This is a genomic window from Leucobacter fengyongliangi (genome assembly GCF_052386045.1).
In genome coordinates, this window is record NZ_CM126356.1 from 1157275 (window position 1) to 1170263 (window position 12989).

Below are 12989 nucleotides of genomic sequence, written 5' to 3' on the forward strand. Positions count from 1 at the left end.
CAAGAACTGACTAAAAGGAGTCATCTATGGCATCGGTGAGCATGGCCGCCGTGAAGGAGCTACGCGACCGTTTGGGCGCTGGCATGGTCGATAGCAAGAACGCTCTGGTTGAGGCCGAGGGCGACATTGAGAAGGCAATCGAGATCCTTCGCCTCAAGGGGCTGAAGGGTGTCGCGAAGCGCGAAGGCCGCGAGGCAAGCGAAGGTCTCGTTGCTGTCGCGCAGACCGAAGGTCGCGCAACAATGATCGAGCTCGTGTGTGAGACCGACTTCGTCGCGAAGAACGAGAAGTTCATTGCGCTCGGCGAGAAGGTGCTCGGGGCGATTGCTGCCGCGAACGCGAATACCCTCGAAGAGGCGCTGGCCGCTCCTCTTGAGGGCGGTACCGTCGAGTCGGTCATCACTGATGAGTCTGCGATTCTGGGAGAGAAGCTTGTGCTTCGCCGGGTTTCGGTGGTTGAGGCCCCGAAGACCGCGTTCTATCTGCACCGCACCTCGAAAGATCTGCCCCCGCAGATCGGCGTGGTAATCGGATATGACGGTGACGACGAGAAGGCTGCCTTGAGCATTGCTCAGCACATCTCCTTCGCTGAGCCACAGTATGTGACCCGCGAAGAGGTGCCGCAGGCTGATGTCGACAAAGAGCGCGACATTGTCACGGAAATCTCGAAGAACGAGGGCAAGCCTGAGGCTGCACTGCCGAAGATCATCGCGGGTCGCCTCGATGCATTCTTCAAGCAGATCGTTCTGAACGAACAGGTACACGCACTTGACGAGCAGAAGCGCCCGGTCGCTGCCGTGGCGTCCGCCACGGGCACCACGGTGATCGGGTTCGCCCGCTCGAAGGTCGGTTCCTAACACCTCTGTTACGAGACCCGGGCCCCAGACGGGCCCGGGTCTCGTGCTGTACCCGCTACCCTGATATCAGACGCCGAATCAAGGAGATCCACACGATGACCACACCTCGCAAACGACGCGTGCTGCTGAAGCTATCCGGCGAGGCATTCGGCGGGGGAACCCTGGGCGTGAATCCCGATGTGGTCAGTCAGATTGCCCGCGAGATCGCGGCAGCGATGGATGTCGCTGAGGTCGCAGTGGTTGTGGGCGGAGGGAACTTCTTCCGCGGCGCGGAGCTTTCGCAGCGGGGTATGGATCGCGCTCGCGCCGACTACATGGGCATGCTGGGTACCGTCATGAACGCGCTCGCGTTGCAAGACTTCCTTGAGCAGGCGGGGGTGTCGAGCCGGGTGCAATCTGCCATCACGATGACACAGGTGGCTGAAACCTACATTCCACTCCGCGCCATCCGCCACCTCGAAAAGGGGCGAGTGGTGATTTTTGGTGCGGGAGCGGGCCTTCCATACTTCTCCACTGACACGGTCGCAGCTCAGCGTGCACTTGAGGTGCGAGCTGACGAGGTGCTCGTCGCCAAGAACGGTGTCGACGGGGTGTACACGGCGGATCCACGAATCGACCCCGACGCGACGCTCATCGACCAGATCAGCTACAACGACGCACTCGTGCGCGGCTTGAAAGTGGTCGATTCCACGTCCTTCAGCCTCTGCATGGACAACGGTATGCCGATGCGAGTATTCGGTATGGAGCCCGCGGGCAACGTGACCGCAGCGCTCCGTGGGGAGCCGCTCGGCACCCTCGTGCATAGCTGAGCGCCAGTACACTCAATCTAACGATAATCACCGAAGGAGCACACCGTGATTGATGAGGTCTTCGCAGACGTCAAGGACCGGATGACCAAAGCGGTCGACTCGACCAAAGAGAACTTCGCCACTGTGCGAACCGGGCGGGCTGCCCCTTCAATGCTGCAGAATGTGCTCGTCGATTACTACGGCACGCCTACCCCGCTTCCGCAGCTCGCGTCAGTACAAAACCAAGATGCGCGAAGCCTGATCATCACTCCCTACGACAAGGGTGCGATGAAGGAGATCGAGCAGTCGATCCGCGACATCCCCAACCTCGGCGCAAACCCGTCGAACGATGGGTCGGTCATTCGTCTCGCGCTTCCCGAACTCACGGAAGATCGTCGCAAGGAATTCGTCAAGATCGTGAAGGCGAAGGCCGAAGACGGGCGAGTCGCCATACGTAACCTCCGCCGTCACGCGAAAGATTCCTTCGAGGAGCTCAAGGGCGAGGTCGGCGAAGATGACGTGGCGCGCGCAGAAAAAGAGCTTGAGGCGGTGACCAAGCAGTTTATTGACCAGATCGACGAGGCAATGAAGCGCAAGGAAACCGAGCTGATGGAGGTCTAACTCGTGTCGGGCCACGACCGGCGAGAAGAACTGCGGGCTCAATTTGAGTTGACCAAAGCGAGCCTCGAAGCGACCAGCGCCAGGATCGAGAAGAAGGCTGGACGAAACCTCTTTCTCGCGCTTGGATCGGCCCTCGTCTTCGGGGGCCTGTTCCTCGGGAGCCTGTTCTTCATCGAGCAGCTCTTCATTCTTTTCCTGGCGGGGCTGCTCTCAATCGCACTCGTTGAGCTCGCCTCGGCGTTTCGTTTGGCAGGCCGGCGCGTGCCTCGAGTGGGCGTCGTGCTCGGCGGGCTCATCATCATCCTCGGCGCCTATTTCTGGGGTGCCGAGGGCATGCTGCTCGGTCTGTTTGCTGGGTCTGTGCTTCTCACCATGTGGCGCCTCGTTGAGGGTGTCCTTCCCGGGGGAGAAGTCGCCCCGCAAACGCTCATTCGCGATGTATTCTCGGGCCTCTTTTCTCTCGTGTACATCCCGTTCTTGGGCTCTTACACGGTTCTCATGGTGCAAGGAGAGCGCGGGGAGTGGTGGGTGTTCGCCATGGTGCTCGTGGTCGTCTCGGTGGATGTCGGGGCCTATGCGGCAGGGGTCACCCTCGGAAAGCACAAGATGACCCCGCGCATCAGTCCGAACAAGACCTGGGAGGGCTTCGCCGGTGCGGCGGTTTTCGCAGTGCTCTCTGGCGTGCTGATCTCGGTACTGGCACTGGAGCAACCGTGGTGGGTCGGCGTGGTGCTCGGCATTATTGTGCTGATCACAGCGACCGGGGGCGACCTTACAGAGTCGCTGATCAAGCGAAACCTCGGCGTGAAGGATATGAGTTCGTGGATTCCGGGTCACGGCGGTTTTCTCGACCGCCTCGACTCGTTGTTGCCGTCTACCGTCGGGGCCTACGCCCTCGCGCTGAGCCTCGGAGTCCTTGCATGAGTGGGTCAAAGCACTTCCGCACAGGTCGGAGCGGGCAGAATAGTACGGTGAGCACTGCATTTCCTCGAGCAACCGGCAAGCAATACGGATACCGACCCGAGCAAGTTGACGAGTTTCTGGCCCGCGCCCGAGCGACGTTTGAACAATCGGTCACCGAGAACGATGCCATGAAGTCTTCCGACATCCGGCACACGGCTTTTTCGCTCAAGCGTCGGGGCTATTCCGCGCGGCACGTGGATGCCGCGATGGATCGCCTGGAAGAGGTATTCGCTCAGCGCGAGCGCCGTGCCTACATGGCCGAGATTGGCGAGAACGCGTGGTGGGCCGAGGTGCAACAACTCCTTTCTGAAATCCGTGGACGGTTGGAACGCGAACGTGGCGAGCGGTTCCATTCGCGTGGTTTTTTCGCGATGGGATACCGGCGTTCGCAGGTCGACGCGTTTCTCGATCGGGTGCAGGCGCTGCTCGCAGGCAAGGGGAGTTTGGCTCCTGCAGAGGTGCGCAACGTGGTCTTTCACGCCCAGTGGAGAGGGTACGACGAAGACCAGGTCGACGCGTTTCTTGACGCGGTCGTTGACCTGATGCTTGCGACCTCCGACTGAGCCCGACCTGGCCGTTCGCCCAGCCATGAGATAGAATCGTTATATTGTGACTTCTTCGACACCTGCCGCACGACCGCCCATCTCTCGCCTGACCCGTTTTCGTGGGTTGTTCGCGGGCATCGCCGCCGTCGGTTTTTTTGGCACCGCGGTCGTTGCGCCACTCTCCATTCCGACCACTGCACTCGCTGACGAGGCGTTCTACGAGCGCATTCATCAGGAGTTTGTGCCTGAGGTCACCGAGTTGGCCCTCGACGTGAGTGTCTCGCCGCTGGTAGAGATTCCCGAGCCGAAGCCGGAACCTGTGGTGGCCCCGTCGCCAACACCCGCGGCCGCAGCGCCGGTGAGCTTCGCACCCTTGCTCTACACCGGTGGTGGATCACCCGCTGAGTGGATGGCCGCAGCAGGGATTCCCCAGGCTGACTGGGGGTACGTTGACTTCATCGTCAGTCGTGAAAGCGGCTGGAACCCCAATGCCACCAACAGTAGTTCCGGTGCTTGCGGACTGGTTCAGGCATTGCCCTGCAGCAAAGTTCCCGGTGGCAACGGTTACGACCCGGTCGCTAACCTGACGTGGGCAAACGGCTACGCGGTCGGCCGTTACGGCAGCTGGGCGGGCGCTCACGCGTTCTGGACTTCCAACCACTGGTGGTAGGAAACACCCGCAATGCCTCGAAAGCATCGGCGCTCGGAATCTGAGCCGCTCGGAGATATTTCACGTCTCGCACACGGAGGAGCCCGGCTCGAGTCGCGTCGAGGCCGTGAGTACAACGTACGCGATATACCCGCGCAGCGGGCCGAGAAAGCGTATCGATGCCCCGGCTGCGCACAAGACGTGCCTGCAGGTCAGGCGCACCTAGTCGTGTGGAGCGCTGACCATTTCTTCGGTGACGATGCAGCAGTGCGAGACCGTCGGCACTGGCACAATCATTGCTGGCGTCTGAGCTGATCTCACACCTCGCATCAGCACGCCTAGAACAGCGTGGGGGTGACCGCCTCGGGGGTGGGAAGCTCGACTGACGGAGTGGGGACGGAACCTCCCGCCAAGCCAGGGCCAGCGTCTGCAACGGTGCCGCGCTGGAACGCCGTCGCCGCGGCGCGTGCGCGATCGTCGGCCGCCTCGTTGAGGGGGTGGCCAGCGTGACCCTTCACCCATTCAAAACGCACGTTCCGTCCCGAAAGTGCCTCATCGAGCGATTCGAGAAGTTCTCGATTCAGCACCGGCTTGCCGTCGGCCTTGCGCCAGCCCCGGCGCTTCCACCCGGGCATCCACTGCGTCACGGAGTTAATGACGTATTGGCTGTCGCACAGAATAACGAGGGGAGTGTCTGGCTGATCCGCTGTGGCGTGCAGCAGATCGATGACCGCCATCAACTCGCCCTGATTATTCGTCGCTCGGGGCCACCCGCCCGCTCGCCACTGCGAGTCGTCGATGTACCAGGCCCAGCCAGCAGGCCCAGGGTTGCCGAGGGCAGAACCGTCTGCGGCTGCGGTGATCGTCATGACTCAATCTTGCCAGAGGCGAGACCCCTACCATTGACAGGAAGCATCGAAGGGGCGGGAATGAAAGACATCACCAGTGGATCAGTGCTCAGAGCACAGCGCGAAGATATCGAGTTGCACACCGCCGACGGCTTGAGGCTCGTCGGAGAGCTGGCGATGCCGGAGGGTCGCCCGCCACGCGCCACCCTCGTGACGCTGCATCCCCTGCCGACTGCCGGCGGATACATGGACTCACACGTGCTGAGAAAGGCCTCCTGGAGGCTTCCAGAGCTTGCTGATCTTGCCGTGTTGCGGTTCAACACCCGCGGCACGTCCTCGCCTCGCGGCACGAGTGAGGGATCCTTTGACGGCGGGAACGCCGAGAGCGCAGATGTTGCGGCGGCCATGCGATTGGTTGCCGAGCGAGGGCTCCCAAACCCCTGGATCGTCGGCTGGTCTTTCGGAACCGAACTTGCCCTGAAGTACGGGCTCGAACACCCGATCCGCGGGGCGATCCTGCTCTCGCCGCCACTGCACCGCGCCACCGACACCGATCTCTCGCGGTGGGCGGATGCCGAGCCGGAACTGCACGTCTTGGTGCCCGAACTCGACGATTTTCTTCAACCCGACGAGGCCGCACGACGTTTCGCTCTGGTTCCGAGGGCCCGTGTCATAGGTGTAGAAGGCGCGAAGCACCTCTGGGTGGGCGAGAAGTACGTGCGGCGGGTGCTCGACGAAATCGTCGGAATTATCGGCACCGCTGAAGTGCCGCTCCCTGAAGCGGTAACTGAAGCGCGGTTCGCCCAGTAGCTACGAGGGACTAATCCCCGCTGCCAGGCCGATCTGCTGGCGAGGGAAGTTGCGATGCCGATCGCTCGGTGGCGCTCTCAGTCGCAGACTCCAGTTTTCGCGCGTTGGTCACCACTTCTCCCAGGCTTTCAAAGTAACGAGCCACCGCAACGCGTTCGACCTTCAGTTGCGACATGCGATCCTCGGCATCGAGCAGAACCTTGGTGGCGCGGTTCTCAGCGTCGGTAAAGGTCGCATGGGCGCGTCGTTCCGCCTCCTGCACGATCTCAGCGGCCTGACGCTCGGCCTCTGACCTCAGCGTGTGCGCCTCGGTGGCCGCAGCCTGAGTCAGAGTGTTGACCTCGGCGCGAAGCTTCTCCGCGTGCTGAGTGAGCTGGGCAAGTTCAGCCTCGGCCGCGTGACGTGCTTCGAGAGTCGCCGCAGCTGTCGCAGCCTGTCGGTCGGCGATCTCGCGCTCCAAGTGCTCAGTTCGTTCAGCCATGCTGGTGGTGAACTCAGCGAGTTCTTTCGCCAGCCGTTGGCGCTGCGCCGAGGCTGCGTCTTCGGTCTCGGCGAGTAGTGTGGCGAGTGCATGCTTTTCGGACGCGCGAAGATTTGCGAGTTCCTCACGGGTATCCGCACGGAGCAACTTCACCTCCTCGTTTGCCTTGGCTCGCTCGCTGGCGACCTCACTCGCCACAGCGGCGACCGCGTGTTCGCGCTCGTTCGCAAGGGAGACGGTGTGCGCCTCCAACTCGGCGGCAATCCTGCGGTCGTGGTCAGCGCGCTCCCGGGTGAGGTCAGCTTCGAGGCTGGTGCGGTCCCGATCCACCTGGAGCATGAACTGCTCACGCTCGAGACCGAGGATTGCGGCGGCCTCTTCCTGTTCAAGTCGGAGGCGTTCGCCCTGCCCAGCTACCTGATCGGCGAGGGCACGCTCGTGTTCGGCAAGTTCTGTGTTCAGCCGAGCATCGTGGGCCGCTTGCTCCTCAGCAAGGCGAGTCTCGTGTGCCCGAACCGCTGTCGCGAGTTCGGCTTCATGACGTGTGACGAGTCGTTGAAGTTCCAGCTCCTGGGTCTCGCGCTCGGCCGCGATCGCTCGCTCGTGGTCAGCTCGCTCGCGCGCAAGCTCCACGCGCTGCGCCTCTCGCTCTGAGGCCAGCTGCGCCTCGTGACCCTCGATCTCGTCCCGCAACATCTGATCGTGCTCGGCGAGTTCCGCGGCCAGTTCGTCATCATGCAGCGATCGAGCCGACGTGAGCTCGGTGTCAAGCAGCGCCCGCGCATTCTCCATTTCTAGCCTGGACTGCTCTGCCTGCTGATCCAGCGAGGCACGTTGCGCCTCGGCTGCGCGCGCAAGGTCAGAGGTGTGCGCGGCAAATTCGGCTGCGAGGCGTGCGGTGTGTGAGTGTTCGCTCTGTGTGAGACGACGTTCATGGGCCGCACGCTCTTCAGCAATCGTTTGATCGTGCTCGGATCGCTCCTGCGCGATCTTCGCACGGAGCGTCTCGATCTCGTCGGTCAGTTGCAGCCTGAGTGCGTCGGTCTCGGCAATGAGCGCGTGTTCGCGTTCCGAGTAGCGGCGCTCGAGTTCGGTTTCGCGATCGTGTACCCGGGCAGTGAACTCCGCCTCTTGGCGCTCGCGCTCGCTCTCGAACTGGGCGCGGGCAAGTTCGGCCTCACGTGTGGAGGTCTCGCGCTCGCGCTCGAACTGCGCGGCTGCGAGCTCAGTGCGCTGCCGCACCTCGTCTGCGGCCGCGTGTGCGTCAATGGTGAGCCGCTCTGCACGTGCCTGTGCCTCCGCGACGAGCGCCCGCGCTTCAGCCTGGGCGGTCTCGAGTTCGGTGGTGGTGTCGCGGGTCGAAGTGCTTCGCAGCAACTCGGCCGACCGGTGTGCCTCATCGCCGAGACGCTTGCTTTCCGCCTGCGTGCGCGTGGTCAGCTCGTCCGCTTCCCGCCTCGACTCGGTGAGGAGTTTCTCGGCCTGCTCGGTCGCTGAGGTGACGAGCTCGTCTGCGCGCGCCTGCGCGTGTTCCAGCAGCCGCTTGGTCTCCTGCTCGGTCTTGCGACGCAAGCGCTCGGCATCGATGTCTGCCTGGGCGATGAGCGTCTCAGCGTGCTGCTCAGCAATTTGCAGGCTTTTTTCTACGCGCAGTCCCAGCCCGCTGTATCCCGTTGCACCGAGTTCGGCCACCTGGGCGCGGAGATCCTCAATCAACACCTGCTGTTCACCCGCGGTCTGTACCGACTCTGCGTAGCTGGTCTGCAGCGATTCGGTGTGCGCTTGAAGTGTCGTGATGTGCTGGGTCAGCGCGCTGATCTGAGCGTCGACCTCGCCGCGGTGGTAACCGCGAAGCGCGGGAGTGAACTGCGGGCTGGCTTCGGTCACGACGTCCTCCGGGTGGCAGGGGTATACGACCTCAAGTGCGACTTGCCGAGGCTTCCCTACCGAGGCCATGATAGTTCGGTCTGCTGGAGAGTGGCCTTGAGTTGTATGAGGTGTCTTGTCGCTCCGGATTGAACTCACGGAAAGCTCCGGTAGCGTTGACTTACAAAGTGTGCCGCCAATCTGGTGTGCACGTGCGACATTCAGACCCGAGCGACAGGAGGCACCCATGAGATTTGGGTTCGCTATTGCGGCTCTCGTGCTCTCAGGCATCTTCCTCGTTCTCGGAATTGGGCAGCGAACATTTCTCGCCGGACCATCTGAGATTGTGTTTGAGACCGCACTCGCGGAAGAGACAGGTTTTGCGGTCATTCCAGGAGACGTCTTCGCCACAGTTCCTGGGCAAGCCAATGTCGTGGTCAGTGGTGCAGCGGCATTCGCTGCGATCGGTTCCGCACGCGATGTTGCGGCCTGGGTTGAGCCGTTCTCACACGCGGAGATTGCGATTGACGAGTCCGAATCCCGACTGGTCAGCAGCTCGGTTCCCGGCGTCGAGTCACAGTCGGAGGTATCCACTTCCGCATCAGCCGCTGAGAATGGCACTCCGGCGGTCGACGGTGCCGCCGAGGGTGAAGCACCCGAAGCGGATGCCGAGCTCGAACTTCTCGATCCCCGCGGAAGTGACCTGTGGGTTGAAGAACGGAGCCTCGCGCCCGTCAGTGAGGCAGACGCAGACGCACCAGACGCTGCAGAGGGCGATGCCGCAGACAGTGAATCAGCCTCCGCGAGCTCCGATGCAGGGGGCAAGATTCGGCTTCCACTTGATGTTGATGATGGTGACGCGGTGCTCGTTTCGGTCGACGTTGCCGCTGGCGATTCGGCTGCGGTCGTGATCGAATGGGTCCAGGATCAACGCACTCCGTTCGCAGGCCCCTTGCTCGTGACAGGCGCTCTTCTTGCGGTCGTGGGTGCGGTGCTCTACCTTCTCGCGGTCGATCACGATCGCCGCGGTCTGGGGCCCCGACGAGGAAGGAAGGGCCCACTCCTCGGCATCCGGGATTCGGTGACGCGCCGACGGCGGGGCGAGCAGGATCAGAACCGCCAGGATTCGCCGAGCACCACTCCTGCCGAGACCAAGAATCAGCGCACGGCAGCGCGCAGGATCGCCCTCCCCAGCGTCGGGCTTGCGCTCGCGTTGGGCCTGAGCGGCTGCTCCGCGAGCTACTGGCCCGACCTGAGCCCGGCTGAGACCGAGGTGCAGGATCAAAACGATGACGGAGAGTCCGCCGTCGCACCGGTACCCGTGACGCGCACGCAGATCGATCGCATCGCCGGCGACATTGCTGCGATCGCGGGCGAGGCCGATGACGCGCTAGACGCGGAAATCCTCAAGGAACGCTTCACCGGTGATGCCCTTCTGCAGCGCACCGCGAACTTTACGATCAGGCAGTCGGTGCCTGATTATGCCGTGGTTCCGCCTCGCATCACGAGCGAAGCGCTGGGGTACGAGCTCGTCCAGTCGACAGAGGGTTGGCCCCGCACCGTGTTCGTGACCGTCGCCTCCGAGAGCGGCACTGACTCGGAACCCGAGGCCACCGATCCTCCCGCCGAGGGTGAAGACGCTGCGACCAGCGATGAGAACGCCGAGCCAGCGGCATCACCCTCGCTTGCGATCATCATGACGCAGGCTGCCCCGCATGAGAACTTCATGGTCTCGCGGGTGATTTCGCTTCGCGGCGGTATCACGATGCCTGAGGCCGCGCCCGCCGAAGAAGGCACCGCGATCTTGAAAGACGATTTGCAGACGCTGGTGCTTTCACCGGGGGAGGTGGGCGCTGCCTACGCTGCGGTGCTTTCCGGAGGTTCCGATGTTCCCGAGGCCGCGCTCTTCGACCTTGCCGAAGACACCCTGATCGAACGCAGTGGCGCCGCCTGGGCCGCCCAGTCACAAGCCACGGCAGATGCCGCGGGTCAGGGGGTCGTCTATTCGGTCACGGTAGAGCAATCAGGCTCGAAGATCATCAGCCTCTCTACCGGGGTGGGTGGCGCCCTCGTGGCGACGACCGTGCTTGAAAACCGTATTGAAGAGCCCGGCTCCAGCCGCTGGAAGCCCACTCCGCCAGCCAGCGTGACAGCGCTCTCCGGATTGTCGGGGCAGCAAGACCGACTCGTCAGCGAAGTACAGCATCAACTTCTGTTCTTCGTGCCGAGCAAGACCAGCAACGCCCCCATCCAGTTGCTGGGGTTCACCAGTGATCTCGTGGGAGCAAGGAACTAATCATGTCGCAGCAGATTCCCGAACGACTCCCCGGTGGCGGGGTCGACCTGAGTCACCTCGCAGCGCGAGGCCAGACACCGGCTCGTCCCGGGGCGCCCGAGGGCGCGCAGGCTGACGCTGCCGGGCAGACCGTTGACGTACCCGCGCTCGTCTTCGATGTTACCGAGCAGACACTCCAGAACGCGGCACAGCTGTCGATGGTGGTGCCGGTCATCGTCGAACTGTGGTCGAGCCTCGAACCGCAGTCAGCGGTATTGGGCCCAATCTTCCAGAAGCTCGCGCGCGAGTTCGCGGGGCGAATCGTGGTGGCCAGGGTCGACGTCGACACGAACCCCGGCCTCGCCCAGGCCTTCCAAGTGCAGGCGGTGCCCGCGGCCGTAGCGCTAGTCGGCGGTCGCCCCGTGCCGCTGTTTCAGGGCCAGGTGCCTGAAGATCAGGTTCGCGACGTTCTCAATCAACTCACACAGATCGCCGCGCAGCAGGGGATCCACGGACGGGTCAACGCGCCTGAATTAGCTGGCGACGGCGAGGCATCCCAGCAGCCCGCCGAACCCCCGGTGAACCCTGCCCACGCGGAGGCCCTCGAGGCACTCGGACGGGGTGATTTCGCCGCGGCCATCACGGCCTACGAAGCGGTGCTCTTGAAGGCGCCCGCAGACCACGAGGCGCGCGCGGCCCTGGTGCAGGTTCGTCTGCTCGATCGGTTGCAAGGTCTCTCCGCCGATGCGGTTCGCGCGGATGCCGCCGCGGCGCCCACCGACGTCGACGCGCAGTTGCGCGTGGCCGACCTCGACGTGTCTGGAGGGCACGTGGAGGATGCCTTCCTCAGGCTCCTCGAGCTGTTCTCCGCATCGACAGAAGCTGGCGATCGCTCTGCTATTCGGGAGCGAATGCTCGAGCTTTTCGAGGTTGTCGGCGTGGCGGATCCGCGAGTGCAGGCTGCGCGCACTCGACTCGCCAACCTGCTTTACTGAGGCTCACCGTGGCTCCTGTTCGGGCGTATCTCGACCACGCCGCGACCTCGCCGATGCCCGAACCGGTCTTTGAGGCCTACACCGCCGCGCTCCGCACAGTCGGGAACCCCGCATCGACGCACGCCCACGGGCAGGCGGCGAGTGAGTCTCTCGAGAGTGCGCGCGAGCGGATCGCCAGCGCTCTGGGCTGCGACTCAGCAGAGCTGTCCCTGACGAGCGGTGGCACCGAATCGATCAATCTCGCGCTCAAGGGGATGTACTGGGCGCGTCGTCGGCATGGCGCCGGCTCAGTCCTCCTGGTGCCCGAGGGTGAACACCACGCCACCATCGAGGCCGCCGAGTGGCTTCGCGACACCCAGGGTGCCGATCTGCGCTGGCTCCCGATCGATCACCAGGGGGTGCTTCGCCCCGAGGTGCTCGCGAGCGCGATTGAACATGCTGGTGCCGACAACGTGGCTCTGGTGTCGTTTCTCTGGGCCAACAATGAGGTGGGAAGCGTGCAGCCGGTGCGGACGCTTGCCCGCGCGGCGCGATCCGCCGGCGTGCCGGTGCACATCGACGCGGTCTCGGCGCTCGGGCAGGTGCCGATCGATTTTCGGGCATCTGGCGCCTCAGCGCTCAGCGTCTCAGCGCATAAGATCGGCGGCCCGGTGGGGGTGGGTGCGCTGGTGCTCGGTCGAGGCGCGAGTGCAGATCCGCTGTTTCATGGCGGATCCCAGCAGCGTGCACGCTCGGGCACGCAGAATGTCGCCGGTGCGGTGGGTTTTGCTGCCGCACTTGATTGGGCTGGCCTTGCGACCCCAGGGTCGACGCTCGAGACAGCAGCGGATCGGCACGCCCACATGGGGGATCTGCGAGATCGGCTCATCGCCGGTCTGCGAGAAGTCGTTCCCGACGCGGTGCTGCGAGGGGCGGCTCCGGGCCCGGGACGACTTCCCGGAAACGCTCATTTCACCTTTCCCGAGTGTCAGGGCGACTCGCTCGTGTTCCTGCTCGATGCCGCCGGAATTTCCGCCTCCGTCGGCTCAGCCTGCCAGGCCGGGGTAGCGGAGGTATCGCACGTACTGCTTGCGATGGGAGTGCCTGAGGAGGAAGCTATCGGCTCGCTGCGTTTCACCCTGGGGCCCGACTCCACCGCGGCGGAGGTCGATGCGTTGCTCGCCGCACTTCCCGACGCGGTGGCGCGCGCGCGACGGGCCGGATTGAGTTGACATGTTCAGCGTCTCGGGCGGGAAGCTGAGATTCACACCGCGGGGCTGCTGATTTTTCCGGCCCCCGATAGACTGCCCGG

13 protein-coding genes are annotated in these 12989 nt (G+C 63.7%); 11 read left to right on the forward strand and 2 right to left on the reverse strand.

Annotated elements, in window-relative coordinates:
- Positions 1 to 26: 26 nt before the first annotated feature.
- The 7 genes from tsf to ACTNFK_RS13015 all read left to right on the forward strand — a co-directional run bounded on the left by tsf (position 27) and on the right by ACTNFK_RS13015 (position 4738).
- Positions 27 to 857 carry a translation elongation factor Ts gene (gene tsf, locus ACTNFK_RS05400; protein WP_433647234.1) on the forward strand — a complete coding sequence of 277 codons (831 nt, stop codon included), beginning with the start codon at positions 27 to 29 and terminating at the stop codon, positions 855 to 857.
- Between the two features lie 95 nt (positions 858 to 952).
- On the forward strand, positions 953 to 1666 hold the full coding sequence (gene pyrH / locus ACTNFK_RS05405) for a UMP kinase (RefSeq protein ID WP_433647233.1): 714 nt from the start codon (positions 953 to 955) through the stop codon (positions 1664 to 1666).
- Positions 1667 to 1711: 45 nt separating this feature from the next.
- Positions 1712 to 2266, forward strand: coding sequence for a ribosome recycling factor (frr, locus tag ACTNFK_RS05410; RefSeq protein WP_433647232.1), 555 nt, complete (start codon positions 1712 to 1714; stop codon positions 2264 to 2266).
- 3 nt (positions 2267 to 2269) lie between these two features.
- Positions 2270 to 3190 (forward strand): phosphatidate cytidylyltransferase, encoded by a 921-nt coding sequence (locus ACTNFK_RS05415; RefSeq protein WP_435936364.1) that lies wholly within the window; start codon positions 2270 to 2272, stop codon positions 3188 to 3190.
- A 47-nt stretch (positions 3191 to 3237) separates the two neighbouring features.
- Positions 3238 to 3792, forward strand: coding sequence for a DivIVA domain-containing protein (locus tag ACTNFK_RS05420; RefSeq protein ID WP_435936365.1), 555 nt, complete (start codon positions 3238 to 3240; stop codon positions 3790 to 3792).
- Positions 3793 to 3838: 46 nt separating this feature from the next.
- Positions 3839 to 4444 (forward strand): aggregation-promoting factor C-terminal-like domain-containing protein, encoded by a 606-nt coding sequence (locus tag ACTNFK_RS05425; RefSeq protein WP_435936366.1) that lies wholly within the window; start codon positions 3839 to 3841, stop codon positions 4442 to 4444.
- Between the two features lie 12 nt (positions 4445 to 4456).
- Positions 4457 to 4738: an Rv1322 family protein gene (locus ACTNFK_RS13015; RefSeq protein ID WP_504925772.1), complete on the forward strand. Its 282-nt coding sequence runs from the start codon at positions 4457 to 4459 to the stop codon at positions 4736 to 4738.
- Positions 4739 to 4761: 23 nt separating this feature from the next.
- Here ACTNFK_RS13015 and ACTNFK_RS05430 read toward each other — a convergent pair whose 3' ends face one another.
- On the reverse strand, positions 4762 to 5292 hold the full coding sequence (locus tag ACTNFK_RS05430) for a ribonuclease H family protein (protein WP_433647228.1): 531 nt from the start codon (positions 5290 to 5292) through the stop codon (positions 4762 to 4764).
- Between the two features lie 60 nt (positions 5293 to 5352).
- Here ACTNFK_RS05430 and ACTNFK_RS05435 point away from each other — a divergent pair, with 60 nt between their 5' ends.
- Positions 5353 to 6081 carry an alpha/beta hydrolase gene (locus ACTNFK_RS05435; protein ID WP_435936367.1) on the forward strand — a complete coding sequence of 243 codons (729 nt, stop codon included), beginning with the start codon at positions 5353 to 5355 and terminating at the stop codon, positions 6079 to 6081.
- Between the two features lie 10 nt (positions 6082 to 6091).
- Here the strand turns inward: ACTNFK_RS05435 and ACTNFK_RS05440 are convergent, their stop codons facing one another.
- Entirely contained in the window at positions 6092 to 8449 is a 2358-nt protein-coding gene (locus tag ACTNFK_RS05440) for a hypothetical protein (protein WP_435936368.1), read from the reverse strand.
- Positions 8450 to 8675: 226 nt separating this feature from the next.
- Here ACTNFK_RS05440 and ACTNFK_RS05445 point away from each other — a divergent pair, with 226 nt between their 5' ends.
- From ACTNFK_RS05445 to ACTNFK_RS05455, 3 genes are read left to right on the forward strand one after another with little or no spacing between them, the layout of a single operon-like run.
- Positions 8676 to 10724: a glycosyltransferase gene (locus ACTNFK_RS05445; protein ID WP_435936369.1), complete on the forward strand. Its 2049-nt coding sequence runs from the start codon at positions 8676 to 8678 to the stop codon at positions 10722 to 10724.
- Positions 10725 to 10726: 2 nt separating this feature from the next.
- Positions 10727 to 11698 carry a tetratricopeptide repeat protein gene (locus ACTNFK_RS05450; RefSeq protein WP_435936370.1) on the forward strand — a complete coding sequence of 324 codons (972 nt, stop codon included), beginning with the start codon at positions 10727 to 10729 and terminating at the stop codon, positions 11696 to 11698.
- 8 nt (positions 11699 to 11706) lie between these two features.
- Complete coding sequence (locus tag ACTNFK_RS05455) at positions 11707 to 12909, forward strand: cysteine desulfurase family protein (protein ID WP_435936371.1); 1203 nt, start codon at positions 11707 to 11709, stop codon at positions 12907 to 12909.
- Positions 12910 to 12989 lie beyond the last annotated feature (80 nt).